Origin of the sequence: Halomonas litopenaei (assembly GCF_003045775.1) — a bacterium.
Lineage (GTDB): Bacteria > Pseudomonadota > Gammaproteobacteria > Pseudomonadales > Halomonadaceae > Halomonas > Halomonas litopenaei.
In genome coordinates this window covers 160,662-175,642 of sequence record NZ_PXNS01000003.1, presented here as the reverse complement: position 1 = coordinate 175,642, position 14,981 = coordinate 160,662, and the positions used below count along the sequence as shown (strand labels likewise).

Sequence of the window (14,981 nt, the reverse complement as noted above, 5' to 3'; positions counted from 1 at the left end):
TACCGCGTCCATAAAAAATGACGTTTTATTCGATCGGCATTTTTGGGGCTCGTCTGTTCTCACCTATTGGTCGAAGAAGGTTTGCACTTTTGGCTGTTGCTGAAAGCCTGAATGGTCGGCCTTGTATCGCCAGTCCTGCCTGTAACCGGGCTTTGGCCGCAGGTTTTGGTCATTGGCGAGCGTCGCGACGCGCTGCTCTACGCCTGAAATCTCCGTCTTGACAAAAATGACCTTTGTATCCAGTCTTCAATTGATGGCGGTCGACACAACCGCTGACGCCGCAGGACCGATGGCACGTCGGTAGTCCAGCAAGCGCACGACCGACACCAGGGCCAGCGGCGCCACCGCAAGCCCCAACAAGACCAAGCAACAAGACGAGGTGTTCAAGATGGCGAAGAAAGAGATTCTCTGTGCATTTGGTGTCGACGTGGACGCCGTGGCCGGCTGGCTCGGTTCCTACGGTGGCGAGGACTCCCCCGACGATATCTCCCGCGGCCTGTTCGCCGGTGAGGTCGGTGCACCGCGCCTGCTCAAGCTGTTCGAGCGCTACAACCTGAAGACTACCTGGTTCATTCCTGGCCACAGCATCGAGACCTTTCCCGAGCAGATGAAGGCGGTGGTCGACGCCGGTCACGAGGTCGGGGTCCACGGCTACAGCCACGAGAACCCCATCGCCATGACCCGCGAGCAGGAACGCGACGTGCTCGACTACAACATCGAGCTGGTGACCCAGCTGTCGGGCAAGCGGCCGACCGGCTATGTGGCGCCCTGGTGGGAATTCAGCCCGGTGACCAACGAGCTGCTGCTCGAGCGTGGCATCAAGTACGACCACAGCCTGATGCACAACGACTTCCACCCCTACTATGTGCGCGTCGGTGACTCCTGGACCAAGATCGACTACTCCAAGCCGGCCAAGGAGTGGATGAAGCCGCTGGTACGCGGCGAAGAGACCGACCTGATCGAGATCCCGGCCAACTGGTACCTCGACGACCTGCCGCCGATGATGTTCATCAAGAAGTCCCCCAACAGTCATGGCTTCGTCAGCCCGCGCCAGCTGGGCGAGATGTGGCAGGACCAGTTCGACTGGGTCTACCGCGAGAACGACTACGCGGTGTTCACCATGACCATCCACCCCGACGTCTCCGGCCGTCCCCAGGTGCTGATGATGCTCGAGCGACTGATCGAGCACATGCAGAGCCACGAAGGCGTGCGTTTCTGCACCTTCGACGAGATCGCCGACGATTTCGCCAGCCGCCATCCACGCGGCTGAGCGCGACCTCCATCGCGCCTCCCCTGACAACCACACCACAATAACGAAAGAGGGTGACGTCAATGACCGAGCCAACCCAAACCACGCCCTCCGGGGCCCGTCCCGACGCGGACGAGCCCTGGAACGCTGTCATCACCAAGAAACAGATCGGCTACGCCTCGCTGGTCTGCTTTATCGCCTGGGTGGCGTCGGTCTACGACTACACCCTGTTCGGCACCCTGTTGCCGGTCATCGCCGAGGACTTCGGCTGGACCACCGCCAAGGCCACCGCAGTCAACACCTGGGCCACCATCGGGGTGTTCCTGGTGTCGCTGGTGGTCGGCACCATGCTCGATCGCTTCGGTCGCAAGAAGACCCTGATCCTGCTGGTGATCGGCGGCGCCGTCAGTTCCGGCCTGTCCGGTATCGCCATCGGCGCCGCTTCCATGGTGATCATTCGCGCCTTCTCCGGCTTTGCGGTCTCCGAAGAGGTGGTCAACGCCGTCTATCTCAATGAGATCTACAAGAAGGCCAAGGGCCGCGGCTTCATGTACAGCCTGGTGCAGAGTGGCTGGCCGGTCGGTGCCCTGCTGGCCGCCGGCATGACCTCGCTGCTGCTGCCGATCGTCGGCTGGCGCGGCAGCTTCTTCGTCGCCGCCTGCGCCTCGATCATCGTTATCGTGATGGCGGTCCGGCTGCCCGAGTCGCCGGTCTTCGCCGCGATCAAGGAGGTCGAGCGGCGGCGCAAGGCGGGTGACGCCGAGGGTGCGGCCCAGCTTGCCGCCGAGCACGATGTCGAGGTCAACACCGGCAGCAACCTGGGGCTCAAGGGCGTGTTCACGCCGGAACTGCGTCGTCACACCATCTCGCTGTCGCTGGTCTGGCTGTTCAGCTGGATGGCGATCCAGGTGTTCGCGGTGCTGGGCACCACGGTGCTGGTGGAGGCCAAGGGCGTCAGCTTCGAGAGCTCGCTGTACGTGCTGATCCTGGCCAACGCGGTGGGCTTTGTCGGTTACCTCAGCCACGGCTGGCTGGGCGACCGCATCGGTCGGCGCAACACCGTGCTGATGGGCTTTCTGCTCGGTGGCGTCGCCAGCATCCTGATGCTGCTGGGCCCGGCCAGCGACGGTTTCGTCTACCTGATGTACGCCGTCACCCTGTTCTTCCTGCTCGGTCCGTTCGCCGCCATCCTGTTCTACATGGGTGAATCCTTCCCGCCCCATGTACGCGGCACCGGGGCCAACGTGGCCCACGTCATGGCACCGGTGGGGGCTATCATCGGCTCCGGTCTGGTGTCGGTGCTGCTGACCGCGGGTGTCAGCATGACCTGGTCGGTGATCCTGGCGGGCTCGCTGCCGCTGGTGCTCAGTGGACTTTTGATGTTCGGCACCCGTCATGTGGACCATCGTGAACACGACACCCTCGAGGAGGCGGTGGCATGAGTGCTCTGACACGCGACGATGGTCTGGCCGGCAAGGTCGCCATCATCTCCGGTGCCGCCAGTGGCATCGGCCAGGCGCTGGCGGTCAGCTACGCCAGGGCAGGCGCCAAGGTGGTTGCCGGCTACTACCCCGGTGACCCCCATGACGTCGAGGCGACCGTCTCGGCGGTGGCCGATGCCGGCGGCGAGTGTGTGGCGGTGGCGCTGGACGTGCGCGATGGCGCCCAGTGCGACGCCCTGGCCCAGGCCGCCATTGACCGCTTCGGCAGGCTCGATATCGCGGTGGCCGGTGCCGGCATCCTGCGTCAGGCCGCGCTCGAGGATCTGACCGACGACGCCTGGAACGACATGCTGTCGGTGGACCTGACCGGCGTGATGCGGATATTTCGCAGCGCGGCGCGGGTGATGACGGGGCCTGGCGCCATGGTCGCGGTGTCGTCCATCGCCGGCGGCGTCTATGGCTGGGACGAGCACGCCCACTACGCCACCGCCAAGAGCGGGCTGATGGGCCTGGTCAGGTCGCTGGCGGTGGAGCTTGCCCCTCGGGGCATCCGCGTCAATACCTTGATCCCCGGGCTGATCGAGACCCCGCAGTCACTGGACCCGGTCAACTCCCTGGGCCCGGATGGCCTTGCCGCCGCAGGCAAGGTGATCCCTGCCGGCCGGGTCGGCCACGCCGACGAGGTCGCTCGCACGATACGTTTTCTGACCAGTGACGACGCCTCCTACGTGACCGGCCAGCAACTGATCGTGGACGGCGGCTTGACCGTGCGCTGGCCGAGCTGAGGCCAGCCGTCAAGGCGCCGGCCAAGGCGCATCCAAGCCAGCGACGCGAGGCGAGGGCGGCGGCCCTCGCCTCGTGCCCCCAGCGAGTGGAGAGAATCCCATGTCACAGAAACTTCAGGGCAAGGTTGCCCTGGTGGTGGGCGGCGCCAGCGGTATCGGCCGTGCCATCGCCAACCTGTTCCACGCCGAAGGTGCCACCGTTGCGGTGGCCGACCTCAACGCCGATGCCTGTGATCAGGTGGCCCGCGCGCTGCGCGCCCGGGTCAGCACCCATCGGGTCGATGTTTCCGACGAAGCCTCGGTGAAGGCCATGGTCGATGAGGTGATCAGCACCCACCAGGTGATCGACGTGCTGGTCAACAGCGCCGGCATCCTCGACGAGACGCCGTTTCTCGAGATGACCAGCGAGACCTTCGACCGCATGATCGGCATCAACCTGCGCGGGGTCTTTCTGGTCAGCCGCGCGGTGGCCCCGCATATGGTCGAGCGCAAGGCCGGGCGGATCATCAATGTTGCCTCGCAGCTGGCGCTCAAGGGCGGCATGGGGCTGTCCCACTACTGCGCCGCCAAGGCCGGTGTGCTGGGGCTGACCAAGTCCATGGCGCGGGAGCTGGCCCCGTTCAACGTGCTGACCAATGCCATCGCGCCTGGCCCCATCCTGACCCCGATGCTCGAGGGACTGAGCCCGGAATGGATCGCCGACAAGGAGGCGGAATTGCCGCTCGGACGCTTCGGCAGGGCCGAGGAAGTGGCGCCTTCGGCGCTGATGCTGGCGGCGTCTCCGGATGGCGACCTGTACCTGGGCCAGACCCTTGGTCCCAATAGCGGCGACGTGATGTAGCGGCCAGACAGGAGTCCGTGAATGCTCACCCTTCTGCTGGTCAAGTGGCTGTCCACCGCCCTGGTAGTGATCGGCGTGTCGGTGGCGGTGGTGCGCCTGGGGCCACGCCTGGGCGGGGTGCTGGCCGGCACCCCGATCGTGCTGGGCCCCGGCTACTTCTTCATGCTGGGCGAGCAGCCCGGTGCCTTCGTTGCCGAGGCGGCGCTGGGCTCGCTGCACGCGATGTTCGCGACCCTGGCGTTCTGTCTGGCGTATGTGCTGCTGGCGGGGCGACAGGGCGCGCTGGCGGCTGTCGCCCTGGCCGCCGTGCTATGGCTGCCGGTGGCGGCGCTGGCTGCCGTCTTGCCAGGCGGCACGGGTCTCGCGCTGGTACTGTTCATCGCTTGCCTGCCCCTGGCGATGCGGCTGATGCGCGCGCTGGGCTTGTCGCGGACGGCGGTGTCGGCGCCGCTAGTCTGGGCCGACCTGCTGATACGCGGCACCCTGGCCGGGGGCATCGTATGTCTGGCGACCGTGGTGCTGGCGGATATCGCCCCGGCGCTGTCCGGCGTCGCCCTGAGCTTTCCCATCGGCATGCTGACCATCGCCCTGACCCTGCACCAGCGCTACGGCGCCGAGGTCGCCCGGGCCACCCTGGCCGACACCCAGCTTGGCATGCTCAGCCTGGTGGCCTTCAGCGCCGTCCTTGCGGCAACCGCCGCCCATCTTTCCCCCGTGCTGTCCTTTGGCCTCGCCCTGGCTGCCTCGCTGGGCACCAGTAGCGCCCTGTGGGCGTGGCAGAGGCGTCTGCACAGCCCGCGTCACTCGTGAGACCGGAAGGGGGGCGCGCGCCCCGCCCGGGCTCTTGTCGGGCCTTGCTCCAGGCAAGGTGCGATGAACCAAAAAAAGCCCCGCCGTAGCGGGGAAATGCCTCACGAATATCGCTACTGCGCTACTGCGGCCCAGCCGCCGCTGTCGACCGAGGCGAAGATGGCGTCGATCACCCTGAGATTGGCGATGGAATCCTCCAGCCCATAGAGCCCGACCTCCTCACCGCGCAGGGCGCGGCAGAAACGACTGACCTCCTGTTCGTACTGGTCCATGGGCGGGAAGGTTTCCGTCCTGGGGTCGCTCTGATAGAGGTCGAAGACGTTGTCGTGAACCACCCGGGTCGGGCGCTCGACCGGAGCGATAAAGGGCTCTGGCAGATCGATGGCACCTTGGCTGCCGACGATGTGCAGGTGCTGGGCGGCACTGGTGGCGGTGGAGACCATCAGGCTGGCGTGGCGCCCCTCGCCGTAGTCGAGCAGCACGCTGGCGACGACGTCCACGCCATGTTCCGGGTCGCGGCTGGCGTGGGCCATCACCCGCCGGGGTTCGCAGCCAAAGGCGAAGCGAGTCGCCATGGCCGCGTAGCAGCCGACATCATAGAGCGCGCCACCGCCGAACTCCGGGCGCATGCGGTAGTTGCCGGGGTCGTCGAGACCGAAGGTGAGCATGGCCTGAACCATGCGGATGTCGCCATAGTCGCCGGCCTTGATGCGCTCCTTGACCGCCAGCCAGCGCGGCTGGTGGCGCACCATGAAGGCCTCGCAGAACAACAGTCCCGGCGGCACCCTGAGGCTCGCCGCCTGTTCGGCGGTAAGCGCCAGGGGCTTTTCGCACAGAACGTGCTTGCCCTTGTCCAGCGCCTTCTGGGCCAGCTCGATATGCAGATGGTTGGGCAGCGGGATGTAGACCGCCTCCACCTCCGGGTCGTCGATCACCGCTTCGTAGCTTGCGTAGGCGCGCGGAATATCCATCTCGTCGGCGAACGCCTGGGCAGATTCCTGGTTGCGTGAGCCCACCGCCAGAACCTCGGCGTGGGCGCTCGCCCGCATCGCCGGTATCAGCTTGATGCGCGCAATATTGGCGGTGGAGAGGATGCCCCAGCGTACCGGTGCGTCGATCATGGTCGGGTTCCTTGCGGTCAGGGTGTGAGTTGTGCGGATGAGCGCTGCTGGGGGGCGGGCACCGATACCCAGCGACGCTCCTGGCAGGAGACGTCGATGGCGGTGAGGATATTCTGGTTGTGGCGGCCGAAGGCGAAGTCGGGGAAGCAGCCGGCAGATGAGGCGATGCCCTGGACCAGGTCGTGGACCTCGATCACCTTGACGTCGAAGTAGCCGATGCCGCCACCGCCGTAGTCGAACGGAAAGAAGGCGCGGAACTGCGGCACCTGGGAGCCCGCCAGCAGGGTCTTGAAGCCGCGATCCTCACGCCGGTCGGCGTAGCGGAAGAGCTTGAGCTCGTTGAAGCGCTCGCCGTCCATCACCAGGGTGCCCTCGCTGCCGCTGACCTCCCAGCCGATGCCGAAGACCTTGCCGGCGGCCACCCGAGAGCTTTCGATCACGCCGCCGGCACCACTGGCGAAACGCACCAGCGCCTGGGTCTGGTCGTCGTTCTCGACCTCGCGACGCTCGGCGCCTGCGGTCGCCTTGCTGGCGTAGCCGGCACCCTTGCCGGCTCCATCCACCACGGGCCGGGTCGCAAACAGGATCTGGCTCTGGGCGCAGACCTCCTCGATATCGCCCATCAGGAACTGGGCGACGCTGATGGTGTGGGCGCCCAGGTCGCCCAGTGACCCGGTGCCGGCCTGCTGGCGCGAACAGCGCCAGGACCAGGGCAGCTCGGGATCGTTGAAGAAGCCCTGGTCGAAGGTGCCGCGAAAGCGTATCGGTGTGCCGATGGCACCCTCGTCGATCAGTCGCCTGGCGAGCAGGGCCGCCGGCGTCTTGATGTTGTTGAAGGCGACCATGGTCTTGACCCCGCGGGCGCGGGCCGCCTCGGCCATCTTCGCCGCCTGGTCATCGTTCATGGCCAGGGGCTTTTCGCAGTAGACGTGCTTGCCATGGTCGATGGCGGCCATCGCCATGTCGAAGTGCAGGGCGTTGGGCGAGGTGATGTCCACCACTTCCACCTGCGGGTCGGCGACCAGCTCCCGCCAGTCGCCGTAGGCGCGCTCGACGTCCAGCCGTTCGGCGGCGGCCCTGGCGGCCTGATCGCCCTGGTCGGCGATGGCGACCAGGCGAGGACGCAGCGGCAGATCATGGTAGAGCGTGCGGGCACGGCGGTAGGCATCGGCGTGGGCCTGACCCATGAAGCCGCTACCGATCAGGCCAATGTTGAGCGCCTTGGGCATTCGCTTGTCTCCGCTGGTGGGCCACGTCGGTCACGTCGGCCGGGGATGGTGAGGCTGGTCGAGCCGGGCGATCACCGGCGTGGCCTAGTTGGCGTTGGGCAGCTCGTAGTCGGGCTTTTCGCTGGGCATGCAGGCGCGCAGCAGTTCCACCGAGCGCACCACACCCTCCCGGCGCGACAGGTTGATATCCTCGTGCTCGATGCTCAGCACGCCGTCCTGGTAGCCCCCGGCCTGTAGCCAGTAGCAGAAGTCCTTCCACCACTCGAGTTTCTGGCCGTAGCCGAGGGTCACGTAGGACCAGCCGCGATCACGGAAATCGCCCATGGGCTGGTTATCCAGACGGGAGGTCAGGCCCACCGCCGCCGGGTTGAGCGCGGTGTCCTTGGCGTGGACATGGTAGATGTGGCGGGCGTAGCGCTGGACCACCTCGATGGGATCGGCGCCCATCCACAGAAGGTGGCTGGGATCGAAGTTGAGGCCGACGATGTCGCCGATCTCGCCATGCAGGCGCAGGAAGCCCGGCAGGTTGTAGACCAGCTGGTTGCCATGCATCTCCAGGCATAGTTCACGAATGCCTTCGCCGCGGGCGTGGTCGGCCAGCTTGCGCCAGTAGGGCAGCGCGACCTCGTTCCACTGGTAGTCGAGCATCTGGGCGGTTTCCGGTGGCCAGGCGGCGGTCACCCAGTTGGGGAAACGGTCATCCGGGCCACCGCCAGGCAGACCCGACATCAGATTGACCCGGGGCACCTCGAAGTGACGGGACAGCGCGATGGCCTGCTCGACCACCCTGTGCTGGCGCTCGCCATCGGTGGGGTGCAGCGAGTTGCCGTTGGCGTTGAAGGCGGAAATCGTGACGCCATGGTGGGCGAGCCTGGCCTTGAGGTCCTTGCGCGCGGCTTCGCTGTCGAGCAGTGCAGCGGCATCGAGGTGGGGCGAGTCCGACCAGTTGCCGATGGAAAATTCCACGCACTCGATGCCCTGTTCGGCGCAGAAGGCGAGCAGGTCGTCCAGTGACATATTGGCCAGGCTGTCGGTGACGAGGCCGATTTTCATGTGATGCTCCTGTCAAGCGAACCCGCCCATGAAGGGCGGGTGAGGTGTCGATGATCAGTACTGACAAGGCCTGCTCGGTGAGTCGCCGGCCTTGCCATGGTGGCGGATGGCCATTGGATGAGGTGGCCGCTTAGCGATAGCCCTGCTGAGTCAGCTCGATGACCTGTTCGGCGTTTTCCTGGGTGATGAAGTTTGGCCCGGTCTGGATATTGTTGGTGGGCTTGAGGCCGTAGCGGTTGTACAGCGCCAGCGAGATGATCGGCAGGTAGCCCTGAAGGTACTGCTGCTGATCCATGGCGAACAGCATCTCGCCATCGCGAACCGCTTCCAGTGTCTCGGCGGACAGGTCGAAGGTGGCGAAGGCGATCTGGCCCATGGCGCCCTGGCTACGGAATTCGTTGATCAGCGGGTCGGTGGCCAGCGATCCCAGGCTCAGCACGCCGTCGGTGTCCGGGCTCGAGTTGAGGTGGGCGAGCACGGCATTGGTGATGGCGGTGGGATCCTGGGTGGTGGAGATCTGTTCGGCACTGCCGTCGAAGGCGTCGGTAAAGCCCTTGCAGCGGGCGTCAAGCTGCGACTGGCCGGGGGCGAAGTTGATACAGATGGGGCTCTCGACGCCGGCTTCCTTCATGCGCTCACCGGCCATCTTGCCCGCGCGGTACTCGCTCTGACCGACATAGTTGAGTGCGCCGATCTCACCGGCGATCTCTTCGCCGGTGTTGAGCACCACCACCGGGATACCGGCGGCGATGGCCTCGCGCACCGGCTCGGCGAAGGCGCTGGCATCGGGCATGGTCAGCGCCAGGCCATCGGGTTGGGTGGCAATCGCCTGCTCGATCATCCTCAGCATCTGGGAGGTGTCGTACTGGGCCGGAGAGTTGTAGAGAAGCTCCACTCCCATCTCCTCGGCGGCATCCTCGAAACCGCGCTTGAGGACGTTGCCGAAGGGGTCCGCCGCGACGATATGGGTGATCGCCACGAACTTCAGCGGGTCGGCGTCCTGGGCAACGGCCGCCTGGCTCGCCGACAGCGCCATGGCGCCAGCGACCAGGGCGCCGGTGATGGCCCTGGAGAACGGGATGGGGCGCTTGACCCCGGTGTGTGTTGCGCTGGTCTTGTCGGTGCTCTTGCTCATGGCTGTACTCCGATTGTTGTTGGTGTTGCGGGTGATCGTGCTCAGGGGTGTCACGTTGATGCAGCGATTCAGGCGCGTCGGTCCTGCGCCATCCGGTCGAGTGCCCGGTCCAGGCGGTCGGCGTCCCAGTCTTCGTCCAGGGCCAGTGTCAGCAACTCGCATTGGCTCTGGGGGGCCATCCCGCCCTGGGGCGGGGTGCGATCCAGATTGGCCGGGAACGGGTAGGCCTCGGCCAGGGCGGTAACACCTGCACGGATCGCCGCTGTCCAGCCATCGCGCTGAAAGCGGGCCTTTAGCGCGGGAAAGCCGGCGCGCACCAGGCGTGTGTTGTCGACGCTCTCCATGGCACGGCCAAAGGCCGAGGAGATCTGCAGCAGGTTGGCCATGCGCCGCAGGTCCTGGCTGTCGTTGTCGCCAGCGGCGTGAAACAGCGCCGGGTTGAAGAACAGGCCGTCGCCCCTGGTCAGCGGAAGCTGAACGCGATGGCGGGCGAACACCTGCTGGAAGGCCGGGTCGCGGTAGGCCAGATAGCCTTCGGGGTAGCGCTGGGAGTGAGGCAACAACTGGGTTGGCCCGCTTTCCAGCGGCATGTCGTCGTGGGCCACGGCGCCCTGCAGCGTCAGGTGTTGTGAGGCGACCTGCAATGACAGCGGGTAGCCCAGCGCCTGTGCCTCGCTCAGAAAACCCAGGTGATAGTCGCGATGAGGCAACTGAGCGCGCCCGCCCGGTTTGACCACATTGACCTGGGAGGTGATCTGGTAGCCCGGGCCAAGCCAGGCCTCGGCCACCAGCGCCAGCACCGGGTTGGCGTAGTAGTCGACGAAACCGTCCGGGTCGGCCTCGCCATGTTTCTGGAAGGCATTCCACAGGCGATCATTGGCACCCGGCGCAGCAAAATGGTCGCCCTGCTGGCCGTGTCCCCGTTCAGCTTCGATCAGCGCAAGAAAGCTCTCGCTGGCGCGGTCCACCGTGGTCCGCTCCATCATTTCGGTGATCGCCAGCACCCCGGGACCGTCCAGCAGGCAGTGATGCCACTCGTCAAGCAGCGTGCGCCGCCGCTGCGGGTCGGCGAGACAGTCAAGGGCATGGCTTGCGCGGTAGAGCGGGATGCCGGAGACGATGCGCTCGGCCTGGGGCAGTTCTTCGGCATTGGTCGTCGATTGGACCAGGGCCTCGAAGGCGGCCACATCAAGCTGGGTTTGATCGATGAAATGCTCCATCGTCTGTCCTCCTCAGTCAGGCCAGCGCATGGCGGCGGGCGGCTGCGGCGCGCTGTCGTGACAGCCCAGCACGCTCTGGTCCATGTCGACGATGGTCCCGGTCATCATTCCCGAGGCGTCGCTGGCCAGGAAGGCCACCGCGCTGGCGACCTCCTCAGGTTCCAGCAGGCGCCCCATGGGCTGCGCACGGGCGGCGGCTTCCAGCCAGTTATCCTCGGCACCGTGGGTATCCGTCTGGATGCGGTGTTCGCCCGGGGTGTTCATCCAGCCGATGTTGAGGCCGTTGACGCGGATGCGATTGCGCAGCAGCGAGTAGGCGGCGTTGCGGGTCAGGGTGGCCAGCGCCCCCTTGCTGCCGCTGTAGGCGCAGATGAAGGGCTGGCCGCCGTGGCCGGACATGCTGAGGATATTGACCACGCGGCCTTCGATACCATCGCGGATCATTCGCCGCGCAGCTTCCTGCATCAGGAAGAAGGGCGCCTTGGTGTTGACCGCGAACAGTCTGTCGTAGGCGGCCTCGTCGGTGTCGAGCAGGGTGCCGCGCTCGGTGTTGCCGGCGCAGTTGATCAGCATGTCGATGCGCCCGAAGGCCTCGTCGGCCTGGGCCACCAGCCGGCGGCAGTCGTCGACCCGGGTCATGTCGGTGGGCACGAACAGCACCTTGGCGTCCTCACCCAGACCCTCGAGCTCGCGAGCCAGGGCTTCGCCCTTGTCCCGCTGGCGCCCGCAGATGACCAGGCCGGACAGGCCACGACCCAGCAGGTGGCGAGCCACCGCCTCGCCCAGTCCCTGGGTGGAACCGGTGACGATGGCCACCTGACCTTTGAATGAACGATCTTGCATGGAGACTCTCCCTGTTCAGGCCGCCTGGCCGTTGCCGCTCGCGTTGCCGTCGGCGCGCTGAAATTCGGCAAGCTCGGCGTCCAGGCTCTCGAGCTCGGCGCCACCGGCCATCATGTTGAGCACTTCCTCGCGGCTGACCTCGTCCTTGCGGAAGGTGCCGAAGCTGGAGCCGCGCTTGAGGATGGTGAAGGCGTCACCCACCGGATAGGCGTGGTGCACGTTGTGGGTGATGAAGATGACCGCCAGGCCATCGGCGCGGGCCTTGGCGATGTAGCGCAGCACCACCGAGGCCTGCTTGACCCCGAGCGCTGAGGTGGGCTCGTCGAGGATCAGCACCTTGGCGCCGAAGTACACCGCCCGGGCGATGGCTACGCACTGGCGCTCGCCGCCGGAAAGGGTGCCGACCGGCTGAGCCGGATCGCGCACATCGATACCGATCTTGGCCATCTCTTCCTTGGCGACGCGATCGGCGAACGTCCAGTCGACCCGACGGGTCGGTCCCCAGCCCCTGGTGGGCTCGCGGCCCATGAAGAAGTTTCGGGTGATCGACATCAGCGGGATCATCGCCAGATCCTGGAAGACCGTGGCGATGCCGGCGTCGAGGGCATCCGAGGGCGAGCTGAAGTGGGCCTCCTTGCCGTCGACCAGGAACTCGCCGTGGGTCGGTACGTGGACCCCCGAGAGGGTCTTGATCAGGGTCGACTTGCCGGCGCCGTTGTCACCGAGCAGGCACATGACCTCGCCGGAGTGAACCTTCATGGAGATGCCGCTCAGGGCGATCACGCTGCCGAAGTGCTTGGCTACGTCGCGCATTTCGATCATCGGGACGGGAGCGTTCATTACTTGGCCTCCAGCGCCTTGCGACGCACGTAGTTGTTGAACAGCACCGCGATCAGCAGCATCGCGCCGAGGAATACCTGGAACCAGTCGGTGTTGACGCCGGTATAGAAGATACCCATCTGCACCATGCCGAAGATCAGCGCACCGAAGCTGGCGCCGATGGCGGAGCCATAGCCACCGGTGAGCAGGGCGCCGCCGATGACCACCGCGATGATCGCCTCGAGCTCCTTGAGGATGCCGCGGATGGAGTCGGCCGAGCCGGTGTCCATCACCTGCAGGGCGGCGAACACGCAGGCGGCGAAGGCGGTGAACATGAACAGCACGATCTTGACCAGATTGACCGGGACACCGACGTTGCGTGCCGCTTCCTTGTCGCCGCCGCAGGCGAAGATCCAGTTGCCGAAGCGGGTGAACAGCAACACCCAGGTGGCCAGCGCGGTCAGGCCGAGCCACCACACGATGGAGACCGGGATGCCGCTGACGGTGGGATTGCCGGCGAAGTTGGTACCGATTACGCCGATCTCGGACAGCCAGAGGAAGAAGCCCTCGCCGACCTCTCCGCTGAACAGCGCCGCGAACCAGTCGTTGCCGATGACGTCATGGACCCCGCCGATCTGGGTGCGATCCGCCATCAGGCGGGGAATGCCGATAGCCACCCCGCGCAGGATGAACAGAAAGCCCAGGGTGACGATAAAGGATGGCAGTCCGGTCTTGACCACCAGCCAGCCGTTCAGGGCGCCGATCGCCAGGGCGCAGCCGAAGGCGAAGGACAGCGCCGCCCAGATGGGCCAGCCGTACTGCACCGCGGGGATGGCGATCAACATGCCGGCGAAGCCGATCATCGAACCGATCGACAGGTCGAACTCGCCACCGATCATCAACAGCGCCGCCGCCACGGCCAGGATGCCGAGCTGGGCAGAGACTTCGAGGAAGTTGATCACCCCGGCGCCGGAGAACATGCCGGTGCCCGAGGCCACCAGGGCGAAGAACACGATGACCAGCAGGGCGCCGGCGACGGAGCCGAACTCCGGTCGGTGCAGGGCTTTCTTCAGCGGACTGACGTGGGCAAGACGCTCGTCCTTATCTTGGCTGGTGGGAGAGGCGGTGGTGCTCATGGTGACTCCTTGTGAGGGTCGTCTTGTTGTAGGGGCGGAGACGTCCGCAGTGTTGATGGACGTGTTTCGAACTCGCGGACGGATGTTTCGATTCGTCGTGTTATGAAATGTAGATTCCAAGGGAGAAATTAACAATTCAAAAATTCTATACTTTGGTCTATGCGGAATGTTTGTTCCTTTTTGCGTAGGCTGGGCAACAGGCTTGGGGTCTCGCTGTCGATCGACGATTGATCGTGGTAATGGCGTTCGCCTGAAAGCCACCAAGGCATACCCCTTCGCGGCAATGCACATGGATACAAGGAGCAGACGATGAAACTGGCATTGATCGGAGCAGGAAGGATCGGCAGGGTGCACGCACTGTCCATCGCCGCCCATCCCGAGGTCACGTTGGCGGCGGTAGTGGATGCCTACCCCGAGGCCGCCGAGACCCTGGCGCGGGACTTCGGCTCCCGGGCTCGGGACATCGATGACGTGTTCGAGGACCCTGAGATCGACGCCGTGCTGATCGCTTCCAGCACCGCGACCCATATCGACTACCTGGAGCGCGCCGCATCGGCGGGCAAGGCAATGCTGTGCGAGAAGCCCATCGCCCTGGACCTGGCGGCTTCACGGGCGACCGCCGAGCGTGTGGCGCAAAGCCTCTGCGCCTTGGCCTTCAATCGTCGCCATGACCCGCAGTTCTCGGCGCTCAAGGATCAATTGGGGCAGGGCCGCATCGGCAAGCTGGAGACGCTGGCGATCACCAGCCGTGACCCCGAGCCGCCACCCCTTGAGTACGTCAAAGGGTCAGGTGGGCTGTTCCGCGACATGATGATCCACGACTTTGATATGGCCCGCTGGCTGCTCGACGAGCCCATCGTCAGCGTCTACGCCAGCGGCAGTTGTCTGGTGGACCCGGCCATCGGCGAGGCCGGCGACGTGGACAGCGCGGTGGTGGTGATGAAGACGGCCTCAGGGCGCTTGTGCACCATCAGCAATTCTCGGCGCGCGGTATACGGCTACGACCAGCGTATCGAGGCCTTCGGCAGTGAAGGCATGTTGCAGGCCCAGAACGAGTGCGACACCCGACTCAAGTTCGTCGGCAAGCAGGGCCAACTGGAGGAAGCGCCGCGCTGGTTCTTTCTCGAGCGCTACGCCGAGGCCTATCGCCGAGAGCTCGACGACTTCTACCAGAGCTGGCGGGAAGGCCGCGCGCCCCGCGCCGGCATCACGGACGGTGTCGAAGCGTTGCGGTTGGCCGAGGCGGCGGATATCTCACGTCGCGAGGGGCGCACGGTCTACGTCGAGGAGGTGTGAGC

Annotated in this window: 14 protein-coding genes; 6 read left to right on the top strand and 8 right to left on the bottom strand. The window is 65.7% G+C overall.

Annotated features, from left to right (window positions below):
- Positions 1 to 388: 388 nt before the first annotated feature.
- From C6W88_RS05935 to C6W88_RS05915, 5 genes are all read left to right on the top strand, one after another.
- Complete coding sequence (locus tag C6W88_RS05935) at positions 389 to 1,270, top strand: polysaccharide deacetylase family protein (protein ID WP_045993136.1); 882 nt, start codon at positions 389 to 391, stop codon at positions 1,268 to 1,270.
- 62 nt (positions 1,271 to 1,332) lie between these two features.
- On the top strand, positions 1,333 to 2,691 hold the full coding sequence (locus C6W88_RS05930; RefSeq protein ID WP_108131853.1) for an MFS transporter: 1,359 nt from the start codon (positions 1,333 to 1,335) through the stop codon (positions 2,689 to 2,691).
- Positions 2,688 to 3,476, top strand: a complete 789-nt coding sequence (locus C6W88_RS05925; protein ID WP_045993138.1) for an SDR family NAD(P)-dependent oxidoreductase — start codon at positions 2,688 to 2,690, stop codon at positions 3,474 to 3,476. The genes C6W88_RS05930 and C6W88_RS05925 overlap by 4 nt, the downstream gene beginning before the upstream one ends.
- 100 nt (positions 3,477 to 3,576) lie before the next feature.
- Positions 3,577 to 4,317, top strand: coding sequence for an SDR family NAD(P)-dependent oxidoreductase (locus C6W88_RS05920; protein WP_045993139.1), 741 nt, complete (start codon positions 3,577 to 3,579; stop codon positions 4,315 to 4,317).
- Positions 4,318 to 4,338: 21 nt separating this feature from the next.
- On the top strand, positions 4,339 to 5,127 hold the full coding sequence (locus C6W88_RS05915; RefSeq protein WP_108131852.1) for a hypothetical protein: 789 nt from the start codon (positions 4,339 to 4,341) through the stop codon (positions 5,125 to 5,127).
- Positions 5,128 to 5,240: 113 nt separating this feature from the next.
- Here the strand turns inward: C6W88_RS05915 and C6W88_RS05910 are convergent, their stop codons facing one another.
- The 8 genes from C6W88_RS05910 to C6W88_RS05875 form a co-directional block, all read right to left on the bottom strand.
- On the bottom strand, positions 5,241 to 6,248 hold the full coding sequence (locus C6W88_RS05910) for a Gfo/Idh/MocA family protein (protein ID WP_108131851.1): 1,008 nt from the start codon (positions 6,246 to 6,248) through the stop codon (positions 5,241 to 5,243).
- Between the two features lie 17 nt (positions 6,249 to 6,265).
- Complete coding sequence (locus C6W88_RS05905; protein WP_108131850.1) at positions 6,266 to 7,477, bottom strand: Gfo/Idh/MocA family protein; 1,212 nt, start codon at positions 7,475 to 7,477, stop codon at positions 6,266 to 6,268.
- Between the two features lie 84 nt (positions 7,478 to 7,561).
- Complete coding sequence (locus tag C6W88_RS05900; RefSeq protein ID WP_108131849.1) at positions 7,562 to 8,530, bottom strand: sugar phosphate isomerase/epimerase family protein; 969 nt, start codon at positions 8,528 to 8,530, stop codon at positions 7,562 to 7,564.
- A 130-nt stretch (positions 8,531 to 8,660) separates the two neighbouring features.
- The gene (locus C6W88_RS05895; RefSeq protein ID WP_052704377.1) at positions 8,661 to 9,665 is read right to left on the bottom strand and encodes a sugar ABC transporter substrate-binding protein; all 1,005 of its coding nucleotides are present in this window, start codon (positions 9,663 to 9,665) and stop codon (positions 8,661 to 8,663) included.
- Positions 9,666 to 9,733: 68 nt separating this feature from the next.
- Positions 9,734 to 10,885: a phytanoyl-CoA dioxygenase family protein gene (locus tag C6W88_RS05890; protein WP_108131848.1), complete on the bottom strand. Its 1,152-nt coding sequence runs from the start codon at positions 10,883 to 10,885 to the stop codon at positions 9,734 to 9,736.
- 12 nt (positions 10,886 to 10,897) lie between these two features.
- Positions 10,898 to 11,728: an SDR family oxidoreductase gene (locus C6W88_RS05885; protein WP_045993145.1), complete on the bottom strand. Its 831-nt coding sequence runs from the start codon at positions 11,726 to 11,728 to the stop codon at positions 10,898 to 10,900.
- Positions 11,729 to 11,743: 15 nt separating this feature from the next.
- Positions 11,744 to 12,568, bottom strand: a complete 825-nt coding sequence (locus C6W88_RS05880; protein WP_108131847.1) for an ATP-binding cassette domain-containing protein — start codon at positions 12,566 to 12,568, stop codon at positions 11,744 to 11,746.
- Positions 12,568 to 13,683 (bottom strand): ABC transporter permease, encoded by a 1,116-nt coding sequence (locus tag C6W88_RS05875; protein ID WP_045993147.1) that lies wholly within the window; start codon positions 13,681 to 13,683, stop codon positions 12,568 to 12,570. The genes C6W88_RS05880 and C6W88_RS05875 overlap by 1 nt, the downstream gene beginning before the upstream one ends.
- 309 nt (positions 13,684 to 13,992) lie before the next feature.
- Between C6W88_RS05875 and iolG the strand changes: the two genes are divergently transcribed.
- On the top strand, positions 13,993 to 14,979 hold the full coding sequence (iolG, locus tag C6W88_RS05870) for an inositol 2-dehydrogenase (protein WP_108131846.1): 987 nt from the start codon (positions 13,993 to 13,995) through the stop codon (positions 14,977 to 14,979).
- Positions 14,980 to 14,981 lie beyond the last annotated feature (2 nt).